Raw genomic sequence first — 17,836 nt, forward strand, 5'->3', positions numbered from 1 at the left:
GACACGATCTTGGCACGAACAGGTCTGTCGGGGTGCCTCTCCGTCCTGTCCTGGCGCGGGTCGCTGTCGGCGCCCGCGCGGCAGGTGCTCCGGGGTCGCTCAGCGGAACACGTCGGTCGCCAGGATGACCCCGCCGGCCCTCACGCGGTCCAGAGCCGGAAGCCACGGTGTCAGTCCCTCTCGTGCAGCGACGGCCCGGTCGAGGTAGGCCGGGCTCGACGTGGTCCGAAAGGGCACCGTCTCGATCTCGAGCGGGGTCGCCGATCGACGACGTGCTCCCGGGAAATCCTCGACGAAGAACCGGACCGGGTCGCCTGACGTGATCTTGTAGGCCGGCAGGAACCGCTCCGCGGCCACGGCGGCGCGCCCCGCGGCCCGCCACGAACCCCGGGCGGGGGGGCTGCTGAGGGGCAGCGCGGCGAAGGGCGGGGGGGCGGTGGCCAGCTCGTCGAGGGAGTCCTGCCCCGGATCGACCCCGCCGACGACGAGGTCGAAGACGACCACGTAGATGCCCGCGAAGTGCTCGGTGACGACCTGGCCGAGGTAGGCCCGGCCGTCACCCACGGGGATCTCGAAGACGAGACCTGCAGGTGTCGGTTCGCGTCCGTCCTCCGCCGGCGTCGCAGGACGGCGGCGTTCAGCGTGGTCTTCTTCGGTCAACTGCGCATCCCGATCATTCTGACGCTCCCGTCATGGGCTCGACGTCCTCTGTCGTGCCGCCTGCGTCGCCGCGAGGATCTCGACGCCGAGTGCCGAGTCGAACGGCCACTCGTCGACTACCTGATGCGCCAGGCTCTCGAGGTGTGAGAGAGCGAGGTCGGGGTGGCCCTCGGCGGTCAGCCGCCTAGCCTTCTCCATCGTCCGCTCGGCGTAAGCTTTGCGGTCGTCGTCACGGGACGAAGCCCCCGCGCCGCTGGTCAGCTCCATGGTCTCTCCTTCGTGATGAGTAACGAGTGCAAGGCACGCAGCGTCTCGTCGTCGTTCATCATCCGGTCCGATCAGTCGCCTCGTGGGTGCGCACTCTCGCCTGTCGTCCATCCTGACCTCTACTCCAGAACTCCACGCGACGTCGGGGGCGGGTCACTCGCCGGCGGTGAAGAGGTCTTTCGATGCTCGTCAAGACATCCGCTTGGCGGGCCTTCGGCTGTCGTCGACCAAGGCGACGTACTCGCGGGAGCGCTCGGCGTCTGGTGTGCCATCTTCGTGGACGGCGACTTCGGCAGGTGGACTCAATCTCGGAAGACGGTGGCTGCGCGCCGGGCGTCGGCGGGGAGCAGCTCGTCGAAGCGATCCTCCCAGGGTGCCTTGCCTGCCAGAGCGCGGACAGCTGCAGCGATTCCCGCCGGGGCTCTCGTCGTCCGGAACTGCAGATCTTCGACTTCTTCGGCTGTCGCAGGCCGGCGACGTTCTTCGGAAAAATCCACCACGAACCACGAGTCGGCATCGCCGATGGTCACCTTGTACGCGGGAAGCCATCTGTCTGCATCGACGGGGGCTGTTCCAACGACCCGCCAACCCATGTCGACGAACAAAGTGCTCATTGTCTGACCAGCGAGAACCACGTCGTGCTGAAGCGCTTCCTCAGCGTCGCGTTCGGCCGAGGTCTCGTCAGTTCGGAAGTCGTAGACGACAAAATAGAAGTTTTTCTTCCTGAGGATGCTAACGACATGCGCAACGTATACCGTGCCGTCACCCACAGGAATGGTGAACAAGTCACCCTGGGTCAACTTCATAGGACGGACCTCCAGCAGCCAAGAATCTCTGGCGGCTCATCTCGTTACGTTTGTTCGACAAGAGGCCGTCCGGATTCGACTTGGTCGCGAAGGCCGAGGTGACCCCGCTCGCGTCGATGGCTCCCCATTCGCACTGCGAGGCGAAGTCGGCCAGCTTGCCGTCGAGCTCGCCCGGGCGGCCCGAGAATTGGGCGTTGAGGCCGACGCTGCCCGTCGCGAACGAGCGGAGGTCGTCGGGGCGGGCGGACGAGGCACCCCCCCCCCCGCCCCCGCCCGGACCGGGCGCCGGCGGCTCACGCGAGCCGCCCGAACGTCGACCGGGGGCATGACCGGTGCCGCCTCTGCTCGCCGCGAGGCGGGGGTTCACTGCCGAAGATGTCCTGCAGGACCACCTCGACCCCGTTGCGGCCGTCCATCCGTTGCTGCCACTCGCGAGCGAGGCGGCGACGCGTGTTCTCTTCCTTCGCGGCTTGTTTCAGGTCGCCGGCGAACGATGCGACGGTGCGGAGGCACTCGGCGAGGTTCGACGCGCCCTGCCGGGCCGTGTCGGCGTTCGAGGCGAACAGCTCCGAAAAGAGTCCGCGGAAGTCCGTCGACGCCGTCGTGATGAGGCTCGCGCGCGATGCCGTCTGGGCGTCGAGGTCGTCGGCCGCGGCGTCGAAGGCCTCCGTCAGCGCGTCGGCGGTCGCGTCGTCGAACGGGACCGGCTCGTTGCCGTCCGGATCAGCCATGGTGTTCTCCCCCTAGAGACCGTCCCGTGGTCGAACGTCCCCGCCTCCCGAGCGTGTTGCGTCGGGTGGCGGGGACGTCCGGTGGTGCTGGTGGTGCGTGGTGCTGGCGGTGTTGCGCGCCGGGTGGTGCTCTCCGGTCAGGCGCCGCCGCCGGCGGAGAAGATGTCCTGCGAGATCTTGTCGAGCTGGGTGCGCAGCTGCTCGAGTTCGGTCTTGGCCTTGTCGAGGGCGGCCTTGGTCTCGGGCCAGGTCGAACCACGGAACGTCGCGGCGAGGGGGCCGTCCCAGACGTTGGGGTCGGACAGGATGCGGCCCTGCGCGTCGAGCTGGCTGATCTGGTCGGTGAAACCGCCGTTGATGATGCCCTGGACCTGGTTGATGGCCGTCTTGGCCTGCTCGGTCGAAAGAACGCGTGACATGTGGGACTCCCCTGTGGTTGATGACGCCCCCGCGTCAGACCTCCCCCGGGGGCTCGAACGCGTCCGACAGTACCTCATGTTGGGGGTACCTGACCGATCCGTCTGTGGAGGGGGTCCAGTAGGGTGGCGGCAAGATTGTCATCACGAGGGGACTGGTCGTCATGACCTGGGGAGCACCACACAAGAACGCCGTCGCGCGCTCGAACCGAGCGACGCACGGCGTCGTCGCGCCACGGAGACACGGCCGGGCGATCGCCCTGGTCGGCGTCGTGGGGGTCGTCGCCGCCGTGGCGACGGGTTGCACCTCGGCCGCGCCCGCGGGGGCCACCCCGACCCGCGTCCTGCAGACCGTCGAGACATCGCTGTCGAGCGACGGGTCGATCACCGCCGTCGACAGCACCGCGATCTCGGTCGACGACAGCACCGGCACGTCGACGTCCGCGACCACCGTGCACACGCCGTCCGACGTCGCCGACGCCCTGCCGATCCGCGTCACCACGTCGTACCGCACCGCCGACGGCTCGGGCTCCGACCTGGCCGACCTCGAGGGGCACGACGGCCGGGTCGAGATCGACCTCACCGTCGAGAACCTCACCGTCGCCCCGCAGCAGCTCACCCACGACGCGGCGGGCACCGCGCGCGCCGGCCCCGCCCGGGTGGGCGCCCCCCGCAGCGCCGCGGCCGCGCCCGTGCTGCCCGGTGGCTCGCCGAGCGCCGTCGTGCCCGACTCGGCGGCCGGCGGTGCCACGCCCGACGGCATCGTCAGCGCGGACGCCTCGGGCGACGCCGTGGTCCAGTGGGGCGCCCTGCTGGCCCCGCCCCGCTCGGGAGCGAGCACGCCGCTGCCCCTCGTCGTGGACGCCGACGACCTCGCGGCTCCCACGTTCGACCTCGCCGCACAGGCGGGCCTGTCGACCGACCTCTCGGTCGACGGCGTGCTCGCGTCGGCGTTCGACTCGAGCCCGACCTCCGACCTGGCCCTGCAGCAGCGCACCATCGACCTGGTGTCCGACGTCAACCTCGTGCTCAGCCGCGCCGGCGAGACCATCACCGAGGTGCGCACCAACCTGGTCAGCACGTCCGACACCCTCGGTGTCCGGACGGCCGAGCAACTGCGGGACAGCAGCTCGTCGCTGGCGAGCACGATGCAGGGGCTCACCGGTCAGCTGACGTCACTCGAATCCGACCTCGGTTCGACGGTCACGTCGACCCAGTCGACCGTCCGGTCGCAGCTGCAGACGACGGTCGCCAGCGTCGACTCGCTGCTGGGCGACACGACGGCGACGGCCCCGACCGTGACGCTCGACGGCGAGGGGTGCGCGACGGTCGTCGCCCCGCCCGCCCAGGCCTCCAGCGTCTACGGCAGCCTGCTGCAGGTGTCGGCCCAGCTCGACGGGTACGCCCAGTCGAACGAGGCCTGCCGCGACGAGGTCGCCGCGGCCCTCGACCGCACGGTGGGCCCGGCCGAGCCCGACCTCGAGTCGTGCGTCGACCAGCAGTCGTTGACCTGCTCGCTGTTCGCGTCGTCCTACCTCGTCACGGACGCCCTCATCGGCCTCGTCGACCAGGGGACCGACCTCGCCGACTCGCTTCAGCCCGAGCTCGCCCAGAACGCCATCGACCGGTACACCGACCTCGAGGCGAACCTGACGGCGATCCAGACCGAGCTCTCCGGCCTCGCCACCGACCCCTCGCGGGCGGACGTGGCGACGTCGTTGGCCGCCCTCGACACGGCCGTCGAGTCGGTCGCGACCGGTGCAGGCACGGTCCGCGGCCAGGTGAGCGACCTGCACGACCGTGCCTCGCGGGCCCGTCAGCAGATCGGTGACGCCGACACGCTCGGCTCGATGCAGGCACAGAACGCCGAGATCGCGGACGAGCTCTGCGAGGTCGTGCGCGCCGACGGGGACGAGACCGGTCTCTCGCTCGACCAGGTCGAGCGCCTGCGGTCGTACCTGACCGATCAGGGCTGCCCGGTGGCCGACGACGGGTCGGGCGAACCCGCTCCCGAGCCCGCCACCCTCCGGCCGCCGTTCCCGTACTCGCAACCGATGGACGCCCGCCTGGCCGACCAGGCCGCGGCGTGGGACGCCGTGGTCACCGCGACGGACACCCGCGACACCACGCAGGGGCTCGGCGCCTCGTTGACGGCCCTCGACGAGCGCATCCAGACGCTGCGCGACGCGGTCGACGACGTCCACGACGCGGTGGAGGGCAACGACGGCTCGGTCGGCGGCTCGGTCGACCGGCTGCGCGCCGAGACCGATGCCGCCCTGACCGACGGAGCGCGCCTCCTCGACCGCCTGAACGACGTCAAGACCCAGCAGGACACCCTCGCCGCGCAGGTGCAGGACGCGTTCGAGAACGCCGGCAGCGAGGCCGACGAGCAGGTGAAGGCCGTCGTCGGACAGCAGGTCCGCGTCGTCTCCGAGCAGGGCGCGATCAGCCGTCAGACGGTGGTCGACGCGTTCGACCGGTCCATCGCCGGCCTCGAGTCGACCTCCGACGTCGTCATGGGCGACTCCAAGGCGACGATCGAGCAGCAGCGCGGTGCCCTCGGCGAGCAGACCGACGGCCTGACCGCGGCGCTCGACCAGCAGACCGTCGCGTCGTTGGAGCGCATCGGCCAGAGCACGGCGTCGTCCACCCGCGACGTCGAGGGAGCCCGCACCTTGTTGGCCGCCGACCTCGCCGCGGTGCTGCTCGACCTCGGAGACCGCGAGGTCGACGGCTCGGGCATCCTCGGGGCGATGGCGACCAGCGCCGCGAAGGCCGACACGGCCGACTACCAGCTGGCCCTCGCGTCGAAGAACGCCTCGGGCTACGCGAACGTCCGAGCCGACGACATCGCCGGCATCATGCTGCGCCAGGCACAGTTCACGGCGTCGGTCGAGGCGGCCGCGAGCCTGCCCGCGTTCCACCTCGACGTGCCCTCGGGTGCCACGTCGACCACGCTGTACGCCTTCACGATCGGAGCGACCCGATGAGCCACGCGGCCGACGACGTGACGACCGACACGCCCAGCGACGCGGCGACGCGTCGTCGGCGCACACCGCGCCTCACCATCGTCGCCATCGTGGCCGGGGTGGCCGTGGTCGCTGCCGCGTCGGTGGCCGCCGGCGTGGCCGTCCGCGCCGACCGCCAACCCGAGGCGGCCCCCGTGCCGGCCTCGGTGCCCGTCGCACTGACCGCCTCCGGGCTGCCCGACGACACCCGGCTCGGCGTCGTCCTGACGCTGGGGCAGGGCGAGGGTTCCGAGTGGAACGGGGCCGCCCAGGGGGCCCGCGTCGCCGAACGCCGCTTCGAGCTCGGTGGTGCCGACGTCTCGCTCGTGACCGTCGACGACGGCGGCACCACCGACGGCGCCCGCGCGGCCGTGGAATCCCTCGTCGACCAGGGTGTCGCCGGCATCGCCCTCGCCACCTCGGGCTCGCACGTGTCCGGTGCCCTCGACGCGGCGAGCGACGCCGGCGTCCCCGTCGTGCTGCCCTACGGCGCGTCCGACGAAGCCGACGGTGTCTCGGGCGCCTGGTCCACCGCTCCGTCGCAGGCCACCACCGGGGCGGCCCTCGCCGCGGCCCTGGGCGACGCCCGGAAGACGCTCGTCGTCGACCTCGGAGGCGGCTCACCGGTCGGCGTCGAGGTCGCCCGCGTGCTCACGGCCTCGACGATCGGCGACGACACCGCCGTCGCCGACGAGGTCGCCCGACTGACGGGTTCCGCGGCGCCGCTCGACGACCCCGACGCCACGACCGAGGCTCCCGAGCCCGTCACCGACCCGTCCGACGCCGTGGTGCTCAGCGGCTCGGCCGCTCGCCAGGCGGGCCTCGTCTCGGCGCTGCAGGCCACCGACCTCCGCGTCCCCGTCCTGCTCACCCCCGATGCGACGAGCCCGGCCTTCTCGACGGCGCTGAGTGCCGGCGGTGGCAGTCTCTCGAGCGGCTTCGTCACGGTCGGCGTCGACTCGGACGACGCCGTCGCGCTGCGCTCCGACGCCGCGGGGCGATCGATGTCGGCGTACCTCGGCGCCGTCCGGGTGCTCGCCTCCGACGACGCGGCGACCAACCTGACCGATGACCAACCCTTCTCGGCGGTCGCCGCCCCGGCCGACCCGCGCAGCCCCGACGCCGCCGCGGCCCTGGGCCGGGCCGCCGCGACCGCCGCCTGCGTCGCCCCCGCCGAGGTGCCCCCCGCGCTGTCGTCGCTCTCGCTCGGTGCGGCCGACGGCGTCGCGGGCCCCGCGCTCGACTTCACCGCGGGCACGGCCGCCGGCGGCGGCGAGCTCGAGGTGCTGCACGCCTCGTCGCAGCCGCTCGGACTGCGACCGACCGCCGACGGCGAGTCGCGCATCGTCTGGTTCGCCGACCCGGCCACGAACTGACACCCCCGCGGGCCGGTCGGCCGACCCGCAGCGCGTCGCCCCGACGCCGCCCCGACCGCACGAGAGGACGACCCGCACGCGCCTGGTGATCGAGCTGGCCGACCAGCGGCAGAGCGTCGCGGTCGACCGGTGGCGCGGTGCAGCCACCCTGGGCGAGCTGGTCGAGTCGACCGGGGCCACGGTCGCCGCCGACGGCGACCTCTACGTCGACGGCTCGGCCGTCCCGGTGGCGACCCCGCTGCGCGAGCTCACGCTGCTCGAGGGGTCGCGCGTCGCCCGCACGCCCAGCCGCCGACCGACCCGCGTCACCGGCTGGAGCGTCACCCTCGCCGGGGGACTCACCGTCGGCCCGGTCGTCGAGGTGCCCCGGGGCCGACCGCTCGTCGTCGGTCGCGCGCCCCAGGCCGACCTCGTGCTGCCCACCGCCAGCGCGTCGTGGGAGCACTGCACGATCGAGCTCGACCAGGGCGACGCCGACGCGGGCGACGACGCCGGCGCGGGCGACCGCGCCGCGACCGACGGCGTCCGCATCCGCGACGCGGGCTCGACCAACGGCACCGTGGTCGCCGGCGAACGCGTCGACGCCGACGGCGTGCACGTCGACGAGGCCACGACCGTCCTCGTCGGCGGTGCCGTGCTCATCGTGCGGCCCGAGCTCGCCGAGACGCCCGCCCCGGCACCCGGCGCCCTGCACAACCTGACCCCCGCCGCGACCGCGCCTTTCAACCGTCCGCCCCGCCCCGGTCGCGTGGACGACACCGAGCCGGTGCTCCCGCCGACGCGCAAGGACGTCCCGCCCGCCTCGAAGTTCAGCATCATCACGGTCGCCGCACCGCTGGTGCTGGCCGGGGCGATGGTCCTGCTGCTCGGCGACGCCCGGTTCGCGCTCTTCGCGCTGCTCAGCCCGGTCATGGCGATCGGCATGTGGTTCGAGCAGAAGCAGCGCCGCAAGAAGAACCTCAAGGAAGAAGAGGAGCGTTTCGACGCGGCCGTCGACGACTTCCGCGGCGAGATCGCGACGGCCGCCGCCCACGAGGTCCGGCGTCGACAGGAGCTCGCACCCGACCCCGCGACCGTCTTGCGTCGCGCCGCCCTGCCCACGACGCAGCTCTGGCAGCGGCGGGCGGCCGACGACGACTTCCTCGCCCTACACGCCGGCATCGGCGACGTGCCCTGGCGTCCGCAGGTCGACGACCGCGGCGTCTCGCGACAGGACGAGGCCGTCAAGGAGGCGCTGGCCGCCGGCCGTCTGCCGGCCGCCCCGGTCGTCGTCGACCTGACCGACGCGGGCGTGGTCGGCATCGTCGGCGACCGCGCAGGTGCCCTCGCCCTGGCGCGCAGCCTGCTCGCCCAGGCGACCGTGCACGGCGGCCCCGCCGACCTCACCGTCGGGGTGTTCTGCGACCGCGGTCGCGAGGCCGACTGGGAGTGGGCGTCCTGGCTGCCGCACACCCGTCGCGCCGGCAGCAGCACGGGCGAACGGTGGATGTCGAACCAGCGCGAGGCGAGCGCGTCGATCCTGCGCGGTCTGCGCGAGTCGGTCGACGAGCTGCCGACCCCGGCCCTGCTCGTCGTCCTCGACAGCGAGGTGCTGACCGAGGGGCGCGACGCCCCCGCCCGGTCGCTGCTCGGCCACGGCCGCTCGGTGCCCGGCCTCACGCTGCGTCCGCACGAGCGCCCGCACCGGGTCAGCGGCATCGTCATCGCCACCACCGAGGAGCAGCTTCCGGCGGCCTGCACCTCGGTCATCGTCGTCGGCGAGGACGCGGCCGCGACCGTCCACCGCCCCGAGGACCGCTCCCGCGTCGACGACGTCGTCCTGGCCGGGGTCTCCCTGGCCGACGCCGAGGACTGCGCCCGCCACCTGGCCCACCTCGACGACCCCGAGCTGATCGTGCCCGGTGCCTCGCTGCCCTCCCTCGTGCGCCTGCCCGAGCTGCTCGGCACCGAGGCGGCCGAGGCGACGGGGGCACCCGACGCCGCGGCGATCCGCGCCCTGTGGTCCGAACCGTCCGGCGTCTCGACGCCGATCGGCTCGGCCGAGACCGGCGTGCTCACCCTCGACCTCGTGAAGGACGGCCCGCACGGGCTCGTCGGCGGCACGACCGGCTCGGGCAAGAGCGAGTTCCTCCGGTCGCTCGTCGCGGGCCTCGCGGCGCGCAACGACCCGACCCGCCTCAACTTCGTGTTGATCGACTTCAAGGGCGGGGCCGCGTTCAAGGCCTGCGAACGCCTGCCGCACACCATCGGCACGATCAGCAACCTCGACGAGCAGCTCGCCGACCGCGCCCTGCGCTCGCTCGAGGCCGAGATGGAGCGCCGCCAGCGCGTCTTCGCCCAGGCGGGCGACGACGTCGACACCCTGGACGCGTTCCTGGCGACGCGTCCTGCGGAACCGATGCCGCGCCTCCTGCTGGTGGTCGACGAGTTCGCGATGCTCGCCAAGGACTTCCCCGACGTGCTGACCTCGCTGGTCAGCGTCGCGGCCGTCGGGCGCCCGCTCGGCGTGCACATGATCCTCGCCACGCAGCGGCCCGCCGGCGTGGTCAACGACGACATCCTGGCCAACACGAACCTCCGCGTGGCGTTGCGGGTGCAGAGCCGCGAGGACTCGAGCAACGTGATCGGCGTCCCCGCGGCCGCGGGCATCGGCCGGGCCCAGACCGGTCGCGCCTACGTGAAGCTCGGCCAGGACGACATCACGCCGGTGCAGACCGCCCTCGTCACCGGCCGCGCCCAGACGGTCGCGGCCGAGCCGGTCGAGGTGCGTCCGATCGGGACGTTCGGCGTCCCCGACCGGCCCCCCGCGCCTCCGAAGGCCCGGGCGTCCGACGCGAACGACCTCGACCTGCTGATCGACGCGATCGTGCAGGCCGACGCCGAGGCGGGCTTCGCGCCGCCGCGCAAGGTCTGGCCGGAGGCGCTGGGCGAGCGGGTCGCGCTGGCGGGCTTCGAGACGGCGCAGGCCGGCGAGGGCACGCCCGACGGGCCCGTGTCGGAGACGGCCCCGGCCTCGGCCCCGGTCCCCGTCGTCGGGGGAGTCCGCGGCCCCCTGGTCGCCGCGGCCCTCGTCGACGAGCCCGACCTGCAACGCCAGAGTCCGGCCGGTTGGCGCCTCGACGAGGGCAACCTCATGCTGATGGGCATCGCCGGCAGCGGCACCACGACGACGCTCGCGACGATCGCCCTCACCACGGCGCTCGAGAGCCCGCCCGACGAGCTCGACCTCTACGTGCTCGACCTCGGCTCTCGGGGGCTCGCCCCGCTGGCCGACCTGCCGCACACCGTCGCCTACGTCGGCACGGGCGCCGGAGCGAAGGAGCAGCAGGCGCGGTTCCTCCGGCACCTACGCACCGAGCTCGAGCTGCGCCGTGCCGCACCGGGGACCAGGAGGCGCGCGATCGTCCTGCTCGACGGCCTCGCCGCCCTGCGCGACGAGTACCAGGACTACGAGGGTCAGCAGCTGCTCGACGTGCTGTACCGCGTTTACGCCGACGGTCCGGGGCTCGGCATCTCGTTCGCGGTCTCGACGACGCGCGCCAAGGCCGTGCCGTCGGCCATGGACGAGGTGACCACGCAGAAGTGGCTGTTCCGCCTGGCCGACCAGTACGACTACGCGACGTACGGCCTCCGCGGCGGCAGCGTCCCCGCGGCCGTTCCGGGGCGCTGCGTGAGCGCGCTGACCGGTCTGCAGATGCACGTGGCGACGCCCCCGGGCACGCTCGAGCAGGCCGTGGCCCGGGTGCGCGAGCGCTGGGCCGGCACGCCGCAGAAGGCCAACGCCATCGGACAGCTGCCCGACGACGTGCGCGTCGACGAGCTCGACGTCGCCCCCGACTTCTCGGGCGAGCCGTGGCTGCTGCCCATCGGCCTCGGCGAGGACGACCTCACGCCCGCGACGCTCGAGGTCTACGAGGGCGAGCACGTCCTCGTCGCCGGGCCCGCGCGGTCGGGCAAGTCGACCGTGCTGTGCGCCCTCGCCGAGTCGATCCGGTCGCTGCCGGGGGGCTCGGCCGCAGGTTCGCCGGGTGGCCGGCCCGCACTCTGGGCCATCGTCGACCGACGCTCGCCGCTGGCCTCGGCCGACCTCGACCGGGTCGCCGTCGGAGCCGACGAGGTGCCGGCCCTGCTCGCCTCGCTGCGCCTCGAACGCGGCCCCGTCGTGCTGCTGATCGACGACGCCGAGCGCTTCGACGACACCGACCAGGCGATCGCGTCGCTGCTGTCGTCGAACCGGTCGAAGCTCACGGTGATCGCCGCCGGGCGCTCGGCCGACCTGCGCACCCTCTACAGCCACTGGACGAAGACCGTCCGCAAGGCCCGCTGCGGCGTCCTGCTGCAGCCCGACGTCGACTACGACGGCGAGCTGCTCGGGGTGACCCTGCCGAGGCGCGCACCCGTCGCCCTGACGACGGGGCGCGGTTACTCCTGCGTGGGAGGCGCGGTGCGGCTCGTGCAGACCATCAGCCCCAGCGCCTGACGGGCTGCGGCGCCGTGGCGCCGAGGTTCGCCGCGCCGGCGTTCGTCGGCTCGGCCCCGCGGGTCATTCGCGGGTCGTGATGCCGAACGTCGGGCTCTCGAGGTTCGTGAAGTTGCCGACCGTGGCCCGCACCACGCACTGCGGGGCGACCGACAGCGCGGTGACGACCAGGCCGTCCGACGAGACGGCCAGGGCGCCCGAGCACCCGTCCGAGAACCGGACACCGGCCTCGCCTCCTGCGACGTCGGTCAGCATGGTGGACGGCGACCCCGTGCTCGGGCTCGCGTAGAGCGGGTTGAGCTGGTCGGGGCCGCTCGGCCACACCGGCAGCAGGGTGACGGGCAACGTCGTCTGGCTGACCGTGCGCGACGGGGTCGACACCTGCACGTCGACCAGGCGCTGCACCGGGTAGGCCGTCCCGGTCACGGCCGGGTCGGAGACGGCGTCGGCCGTGGCCGTCGAGGCCGTCTGCAGCCACTCGTCGAGCGCCGCGGCGTCGGTGAGCTCGAGCGGCACCGTCGCCTCGACCTCGACCCGGCCGCCCGCGGGCACCTCGAGGTCGGACAACGTCCAGCCGCAGGCCACCGTCAACCCCGTCAGCGACGGTTGGTTGCGCGCGGCCGACACCGTGCCCGAGGGCGCGCGCCAGTCGACCGGCGGACAGCTGTCGTCCTCGGTCGCCCCCGGCACGACCTCGAGCAGCGGTCCGGTCAGCGGCGCGGCCTGCGCCGAGTAGGTCACGGTGAGCGTCACCGTCCCGGCGTCGGAATCGGAGGTCGCCGTCCGGCTGACCCCGAGACCGCTCGGCAGGGCGGGGTCCTGTTGGTTCGACCGGGCCGCCTCGGCGCCGGACCCGCCGTCCTTCTTCGGGGCCGACGAGCCGGGCACCAGCACGACCAGCACGACGACGAGGGCCGCGGCGAGCACGACGCCACCGGCGGCCCACGCGGCGATCCTGTTGGTCAGCCACTCCGGGCGGTGCCGGAGCAGGGCCTCGACCCGGGTCGCCGGGGGAGCCTCCTTGACCGGGGCCGGGGCGACGACCGGGCGGCGGAGGGGCCGCACGACGGTCGCCGAGCCGTCCGTGCCCAGGTCGGGGCGCGCCTCCTGGTCCGCGGCCTCGCCGTCGCGGGGTGCGTGGTCGTCTCGACCCGCGCCTCCGTCGGGGGAGTCCGGGCCGGTTCCGGCGACGGGCCCGGCCGCAGCACCACGGACGATCGTGGCCGGTCGCTCGATCTCGTCGAAGCCGTCCGGGGCGGTCGCCCGGGGGAGGGCGGCCAGACCCGCATGGGCCTGCGCCAGCCGACGGAGGCGCGCGGCGGCGACCGGGGCGGCCGGTCGCGCGGACGGGTCCTTCGCGAGCATCGCCTCGACCGCGGCCCAGACGTCGTCGGGCACGTCGATGCGGGGCGGACTCGAGGTCACATGCCGGTAGGCGATCGAGAAGTCGGTGCCGGGGCCGGCGAAGGGCGTGCGGCCGGCGAGCAGCTCGTAGAGCATCACCCCGGTCGCGTACACGTCGCCCGCGGGCCCGGATCGACCCGTGCTGATCAGCTCGGGGGCCATGTACTGCGGCGTGCCGAGCAGCCCCGTCGTCTGGCGGGCGCGCTCGCCGACCACCGAGGCGATGCCGAAGTCGGTCACGCGCACCGCACCGGTCAGCCCGGGGCGCCAGGTCTCGGCGAGCAGCACGTTGTCGGGCTTGACGTCGCGGTGCGAGCCGGCGAGGGCGTGGGCCGCGGCGAGGGCGTCGAGCACCTCGGCGGCGACGGTGAGGGCGGCGGCGGCGGCCAGGGGGGCGTCGGCCGCGACCACGTCGCCGACCGAGCCGCCGGGCACGAGGTCCATGACGATGGCCAGGCGCTCGCCTTCGACCACGAGGTCGCGGACGCGCACGATGCCGGGATGGCGCAGCGAGACGAGCACGGAGCGTTCCCGCACGAAGCGTTCGACCAGGCCGGGGTCGGCCGCGTGCTCGGGCTTGAGCAGCTTCGCGGCGACCTCGTCGTCGTCGGGGGCGACCGTCGCGCGCCAGACCTCGCCGGCGGCGCCCGACCCGATCAGCTCGACCAGACGGTACGACGCGCCGAGGGCGTCACCGGACCGCGACTGCGCCACTGCTTCCCCTTGTCTCGACACGACGACGGGGCCGACCTGTCTGCCCCCGGCATCATCCTAGGGCGGCGGCCGCGAGCCGTCCGGCCGCGGCTCCCGGGCGTCGGGCAGGCGTGGCTGGCATGCTCGGGGGCATGGCCTCCCTCACTCGTCCCCGCCGCGGCAAGATCATCGCCGGGGTCTGCGCCGCCCTCGCGAACCGCTTCGGCATCAGTGCCTTCCTGGTGCGGCTGATCTTCGTGCTGTCGATCATCCTCCCCGGCCCGCAGGTGCTCGTGTACCTCGTGCTCTGGGTCGTGTTCCCGAAGGAGAACCGCTAGCCCCTCACCTCGCGGCGCGCGTGATCGCGGGCCGCAGGCCGCTCGGCGGTGGGCGCTGCGTCAGCCCTCGGGCAGGGACCGCAGCAGCGCCTCCTGCAGGTAGCCCAGCCAGTCGAAGACGTGCCCCATCGCCTGCAGTTGCCTGTCGTCGCTCGCGGGGACGCCCTCGCCCGTGACCCCGAGGCGCTCGCCGAGGGTGAGCCGCAGGTCGTTCAGGGTGCGCAGCCACGACTGCTGTGCCGCGCGGTCGAGCGTCGAGCCCGGTTCGCCGAGCGCCGCCAGCACCGCGCGGCCGTTCTCGACCTTGCGCCGTGTCAGGTCGTCGGCCGTGAACCGGCGGAACTCCGCCGCCGCCTCGGCGTCGTCGCGGTACGCCGCCGGCAGGAGGCGCGCCAGGGCCGGATCGCCCTCGTCCCCGGCCTCGAGCAGCGACACCAGCTGACCGACCAGGTCGGTGAGCAGCGCCCGCTCGTCGGCGTCGAGCCGCACGCGGACCTCGTCGCCGCCCCGAGAGCGGACGAACGGCACGAGCGTCACGCCTCGTCCTGCTTCGCGAGGGTCGCCCACAGGCCGTAGTCGTGCATGGCCTCGACGTGCCGCTCCATCTCTTCGCGGTTGCCCGTGGCGACGACCGCACGGCCCTCGGTGTGCACGCGCATCATGAGGCGCTTCGCCTCGGCCCGGCCGAAGCCGAAGTAGGTCTCGAAGACGTGGGTGACGTAGGTCATCAGGTTGACCGGGTCGTCCCAGACGAGCGTCACCCAGGGGGTGTCGGGCGAGGTCAGGAGGCGCGGGTCGGCCTCCGTTCCCGTGCGGGTGTCGTCGAGGGTGGGGCTCACCCGTCCAGGGTGTCACACGGTCGCCGAGCGGGTTCCCGGCCGGAGGTCGTCTTGTTATGCTGGGCGGGTCGCGACTGGCGTTCAGATGGTCACCATCGGGGAGCGACTGACACACGTGCGTGGCCGTACGCCTGGGCCACGACATCCGACCTCCGTCCGTCCCGTGTGCCAAGGAGTCCTCCGTGACCATCTCCGACCAGACCAGCGCCCAGACCGCCGCCTCGTCCGCCGAGTCGACCGACCGCCAGCCGTCGACCTTCAACCAGCCGCTCTCGGTCGTCGACCCCGAGATCGCGGCCGTCCTCGAGCAAGAGCTCGGGCGCCAGCGCGACTACCTCGAGATGATCGCCTCCGAGAACTTCGTGCCGCGCGCCGTGCTCGAGTCGCAGGGCTCGGTGCTGACCAACAAGTACGCCGAGGGCTACCCGGGTCGCCGCTACTACGGGGGCTGCGAATTCGTCGACGTCGCCGAGAACCTCGCGATCGAGCGCGCCAAGTCGCTCTTCGGCGCCGAGTTCGCCAACGTGCAGCCCCACTCGGGCGCCCAGGCGAACGCCGCCGTCCTCGCCGCGATCGCCGACATCGGCGACACGATCCTCGGCCTCGAGCTGTCGCACGGCGGTCACCTGACCCACGGCATGAAGCTCAACTTCTCGGGCAAGATGTACAAGGCCGTGGCCTACGAGGTCGACCCCGAGACCTATCTGATCGACATGGACGTCGTCCGTCGCCAGGCGATCGAGCACCAGCCCAAGGTCATCATCGCCGGCTGGTCGGCCTACCCCCGTCAACTCGACTTCGCGGCCTTCCGTGCCATCGCCGACGAGGTGGGTGCCTACCTCTGGGTCGACATGGCGCACTTCGCCGGCCTGGTCGCCGCGGGCCTGCACCCGTCGCCCCTGCCGCACGCGCACGTCGTCTCGTCGACCGTGCACAAGACCCTCGCGGGTCCCCGTTCGGGCGTGATCCTCTCGAACCACGAGCCGCTGTTCAAGAAGCTCAACTCGGCCGTGTTCCCCGGCCAGCAGGGTGGCCCGCTGATGCACGTCATCGCGGCCAAGGCGACGGCGTTCAAGCTCGCCGCCGAGCCCGAGTTCAAGGACCGTCAAGAGCGCACCATCCGCGGTGCCCAGGCCCTCGCCGCCCGCCTGACCGCCGACGACGCCAAGGCCGCCGGGGTGGACGTGCTGACCGGTGGCACCGACGTGCACCTGGTGCTCGTCGACCTGCGCGCCAGCGAGGTCGACGGCAAGCAGGCCGAGAACCTGCTGCACGACGTCGGCATCACGGTGAACCGCAACTCGGTGCCGTGGGACCCTCGCCCGCCGATGGTCACCTCGGGCGTGCGCATCGGGACGTCGGCGCTCGCCACCCGCGGCTTCTCGGACGACGAGTTCGCCGAGGTCGCCGACATCATCGCGCTCACGCTGATGCCGTCGCCCGACATCGAGGCCCTCGCGGCCCGCGTCAAGGCACTGACCGACGCGTTCCCGCTCTACGCGTGAGCACTGACGTCACGGCCGGGGCTCCGGCGGGCGTCGGGGGCAGGGCCTCGGCGGGAGGCGCGGGAGGCGCGGGGGGCGTCGAACGCACCCGATTCGTCCCCGGAGACGACTCGTCGGCGGTGACCATCGACGGGACGGCTCTGGCCGCCGCCGTCAAGGACGACCTGCGCCTCCGGGTGGACGCCCTCAAATCCCGTGGCATCGCGCCGGGGCTCGGCACGATCCTCGTCGGGGCGAACCCCGGCTCGTTGTCGTACGTCGCGGGCAAGCACCGCGACTGCGCCGAGGTGGGCATCGAGTCGATCCGCATCGACCTGCCCGAGACGGCGACCGAGGACGAGATCCGTCAGGCGATCGAGACGATGAACGCCGACCCCGCGGTCACGGCGTTCATCATCCAGCTGCCGCTGCCCGCCGGCATCGACCCGACGGCCATGCTCGAGTTGATGGACCCGGCCAAGGACGCCGACGGCCTGCACCCGGTCAACCTCGGCGAGTTGGTGCTGGCGGTGCCGGGTGGCAAGGGCTCGATCGACACGCCCCTGCCGTGCACGCCGCGCGGCATCGTCGAGATGCTGCGTGCCTACGACATCCCGATCGGGGGGACGCACGTGACGATCATCGGGCAGGGGCTGACGGTGGGGCGCCCGCTCGGCCTGCTGCTGCCCCGCCTCGAGGCGGCGGCGACGCTGACGCACTCGCGGGCGGGCGGCGGGGCCGCCGAGGTGCGCGGGGCCGACATCGTCGTGGCCGCCGCGGGTGTCGCCGGGCTGGTCAAGCCGGACTGGGTGAAGCCCGGGGCCGCCGTGATCGACGTCGGCATCACCCGCGTGCTGAACGAGGAGACGGGCAAGTACAAGCTGCGCGGGGACGTCGACCCCGCGGTCGCCGCGGTGGCGGGCTTCCAGTCGCCCGTGCCGGGTGGGGTCGGGCCGATGACCCGGGCGATGCTGCTGAAGAACGTGGTCGAGGCCGCCGAGCGACCCTGACGGCCCGGCTGCACCCACCACGCCAGAAGATGGGCACAGCGCCAGGTTTTCCCCTGGTGCTGTGCCCATCCCGTGGTGCGGTGCCCATCTCGTGGTGCTGGGTCGGGGAAGTGCCCTCATCCCGCCACGAACCAAACATGCCGCCATGCAATCGTGTGGCGGGGTGTTTACCTCGTGGCGGGGAACGCCGCCGCTGGCCCACCACGCCAGTAGATGGGCACAGCGCCAGGTTTTCCCCTGGTGGCTGTGCCCCCCCCCGGGTGCGGGGCCCCTCTCCTGGGGCCGGGGTGGGGGAAGGGCCCCCTCCCGCCCCCGCACAAACAT

At 73.2% G+C, this 17,836-nt stretch carries 14 protein-coding genes and 1 riboswitch; of the genes, 6 read left to right on the plus strand and 8 right to left on the minus strand.

Translation table 11 applies throughout. The features are described from left to right. Positions 1 to 99: 99 nt before the first annotated feature. The 5 genes from AEQ27_RS13350 to AEQ27_RS13370 form a co-directional block, all read right to left on the minus strand. Positions 100 to 660, minus strand: a complete 561-nt coding sequence (locus tag AEQ27_RS13350; protein ID WP_152970375.1) for a hypothetical protein — start codon at positions 658 to 660, stop codon at positions 100 to 102. A 30-nt stretch (positions 661 to 690) separates the two neighbouring features. After that, positions 691 to 927: a hypothetical protein gene (locus AEQ27_RS13355; protein ID WP_054147107.1), complete on the minus strand. Its 237-nt coding sequence runs from the start codon at positions 925 to 927 to the stop codon at positions 691 to 693. Between the two features lie 302 nt (positions 928 to 1,229). Next, a complete protein-coding gene (locus tag AEQ27_RS13360) occupies positions 1,230 to 1,733 on the minus strand; it encodes a hypothetical protein (RefSeq protein WP_054147108.1) in 504 nt (167 codons plus the stop codon). Between the two features lie 293 nt (positions 1,734 to 2,026). Continuing rightward, the gene (locus AEQ27_RS13365; protein ID WP_054147109.1) at positions 2,027 to 2,464 is read right to left on the minus strand and encodes a hypothetical protein; all 438 of its coding nucleotides are present in this window, start codon (positions 2,462 to 2,464) and stop codon (positions 2,027 to 2,029) included. A 137-nt stretch (positions 2,465 to 2,601) separates the two neighbouring features. Next, entirely contained in the window at positions 2,602 to 2,883 is a 282-nt protein-coding gene (locus tag AEQ27_RS13370) for a hypothetical protein (protein ID WP_054147110.1), read from the minus strand. A gap of 161 nt (positions 2,884 to 3,044) precedes the next feature. Here AEQ27_RS13370 and AEQ27_RS13375 point away from each other — a divergent pair, with 161 nt between their 5' ends. The 3 genes from AEQ27_RS13375 (at position 3,045) to AEQ27_RS13385 (ending at position 11,744) form a co-directional block, all read left to right on the plus strand. After that, the gene (locus tag AEQ27_RS13375; protein WP_054147111.1) at positions 3,045 to 5,870 is read left to right on the plus strand and encodes a hypothetical protein; all 2,826 of its coding nucleotides are present in this window, start codon (positions 3,045 to 3,047) and stop codon (positions 5,868 to 5,870) included. After that, positions 5,867 to 7,264: an ABC transporter substrate-binding protein gene (locus tag AEQ27_RS18375; RefSeq protein ID WP_054147112.1), complete on the plus strand. Its 1,398-nt coding sequence runs from the start codon at positions 5,867 to 5,869 to the stop codon at positions 7,262 to 7,264. The genes AEQ27_RS13375 and AEQ27_RS18375 overlap by 4 nt, the downstream gene beginning before the upstream one ends. An 85-nt stretch (positions 7,265 to 7,349) precedes the next feature. Further along, positions 7,350 to 11,744 (plus strand): FtsK/SpoIIIE domain-containing protein, encoded by a 4,395-nt coding sequence (locus AEQ27_RS13385; protein ID WP_369813661.1) that lies wholly within the window; start codon positions 7,350 to 7,352, stop codon positions 11,742 to 11,744. A gap of 63 nt (positions 11,745 to 11,807) precedes the next feature. Here AEQ27_RS13385 and AEQ27_RS13390 read toward each other — a convergent pair whose 3' ends face one another. Beyond that, positions 11,808 to 13,862 (minus strand): serine/threonine-protein kinase, encoded by a 2,055-nt coding sequence (locus tag AEQ27_RS13390; RefSeq protein WP_054147113.1) that lies wholly within the window; start codon positions 13,860 to 13,862, stop codon positions 11,808 to 11,810. Positions 13,863 to 13,993: 131 nt separating this feature from the next. Between AEQ27_RS13390 and AEQ27_RS13395 the strand changes: the two genes are divergently transcribed. Beyond that, complete coding sequence (locus tag AEQ27_RS13395) at positions 13,994 to 14,179, plus strand: PspC domain-containing protein (RefSeq protein ID WP_054147120.1); 186 nt, start codon at positions 13,994 to 13,996, stop codon at positions 14,177 to 14,179. Positions 14,180 to 14,239: 60 nt separating this feature from the next. Here the strand turns inward: AEQ27_RS13395 and AEQ27_RS13400 are convergent, their stop codons facing one another. Both AEQ27_RS13400 and clpS read right to left on the minus strand, forming a co-directional pair. Continuing rightward, a complete protein-coding gene (locus AEQ27_RS13400; protein ID WP_054147114.1) occupies positions 14,240 to 14,716 on the minus strand; it encodes a DUF2017 domain-containing protein in 477 nt (158 codons plus the stop codon). Then, a complete protein-coding gene (clpS, locus tag AEQ27_RS13405; protein ID WP_082060201.1) occupies positions 14,713 to 15,018 on the minus strand; it encodes an ATP-dependent Clp protease adapter ClpS in 306 nt (101 codons plus the stop codon). The genes AEQ27_RS13400 and clpS overlap by 4 nt, the downstream gene beginning before the upstream one ends. Before the next feature lie 60 nt (positions 15,019 to 15,078). Further along, a riboswitch (ZMP/ZTP riboswitch) is annotated at positions 15,079 to 15,162 on the plus strand. Positions 15,163 to 15,206: 44 nt separating this feature from the next. Between clpS and glyA the strand changes: the two genes are divergently transcribed. Together glyA and AEQ27_RS13415 are read left to right on the plus strand one after the other, a co-directional pair. Further along, entirely contained in the window at positions 15,207 to 16,523 is a 1,317-nt protein-coding gene (gene glyA / locus AEQ27_RS13410; RefSeq protein ID WP_200908372.1) for a serine hydroxymethyltransferase, read from the plus strand. Positions 16,524 to 16,642: 119 nt separating this feature from the next. Further along, positions 16,643 to 17,512 carry a tetrahydrofolate dehydrogenase/cyclohydrolase catalytic domain-containing protein gene (locus AEQ27_RS13415; RefSeq protein ID WP_054147122.1) on the plus strand — a complete coding sequence of 290 codons (870 nt, stop codon included), beginning with the start codon at positions 16,643 to 16,645 and terminating at the stop codon, positions 17,510 to 17,512. Positions 17,513 to 17,836 lie beyond the last annotated feature (324 nt).

The organism is Frigoribacterium sp. RIT-PI-h (assembly GCF_001297205.1).
Taxonomy (GTDB): Bacteria; Actinomycetota; Actinomycetes; order Actinomycetales; family Microbacteriaceae; genus Frigoribacterium.

Bases quoted from the DNA above. Each gene is read 5' to 3' on its own strand.
- AEQ27_RS13355 (WP_054147107.1), bottom strand. From the start codon at position 927: ATGGAGCTGACCAGCGGCGCGGGGGCTTCGTCCCGTGACGACGACCGC.
- AEQ27_RS13360 (WP_054147108.1), bottom strand. From the start codon at position 1,733: ATGAAGTTGACCCAGGGTGACTTGTTCACCATTCCTGTGGGTGACGGC.
- AEQ27_RS13365 (WP_054147109.1), bottom strand. From the start codon at position 2,464: ATGGCTGATCCGGACGGCAACGAGCCGGTCCCGTTCGACGACGCGACC.
- AEQ27_RS13370 (WP_054147110.1), bottom strand. From the start codon at position 2,883: ATGTCACGCGTTCTTTCGACCGAGCAGGCCAAGACGGCCATCAACCAG.
- AEQ27_RS13375 (WP_054147111.1), top strand. From the start codon at position 3,045: ATGACCTGGGGAGCACCACACAAGAACGCCGTCGCGCGCTCGAACCGA.
- AEQ27_RS18375 (WP_054147112.1), top strand. From the start codon at position 5,867: ATGAGCCACGCGGCCGACGACGTGACGACCGACACGCCCAGCGACGCG.
- AEQ27_RS13395 (WP_054147120.1), top strand. From the start codon at position 13,994: ATGGCCTCCCTCACTCGTCCCCGCCGCGGCAAGATCATCGCCGGGGTC.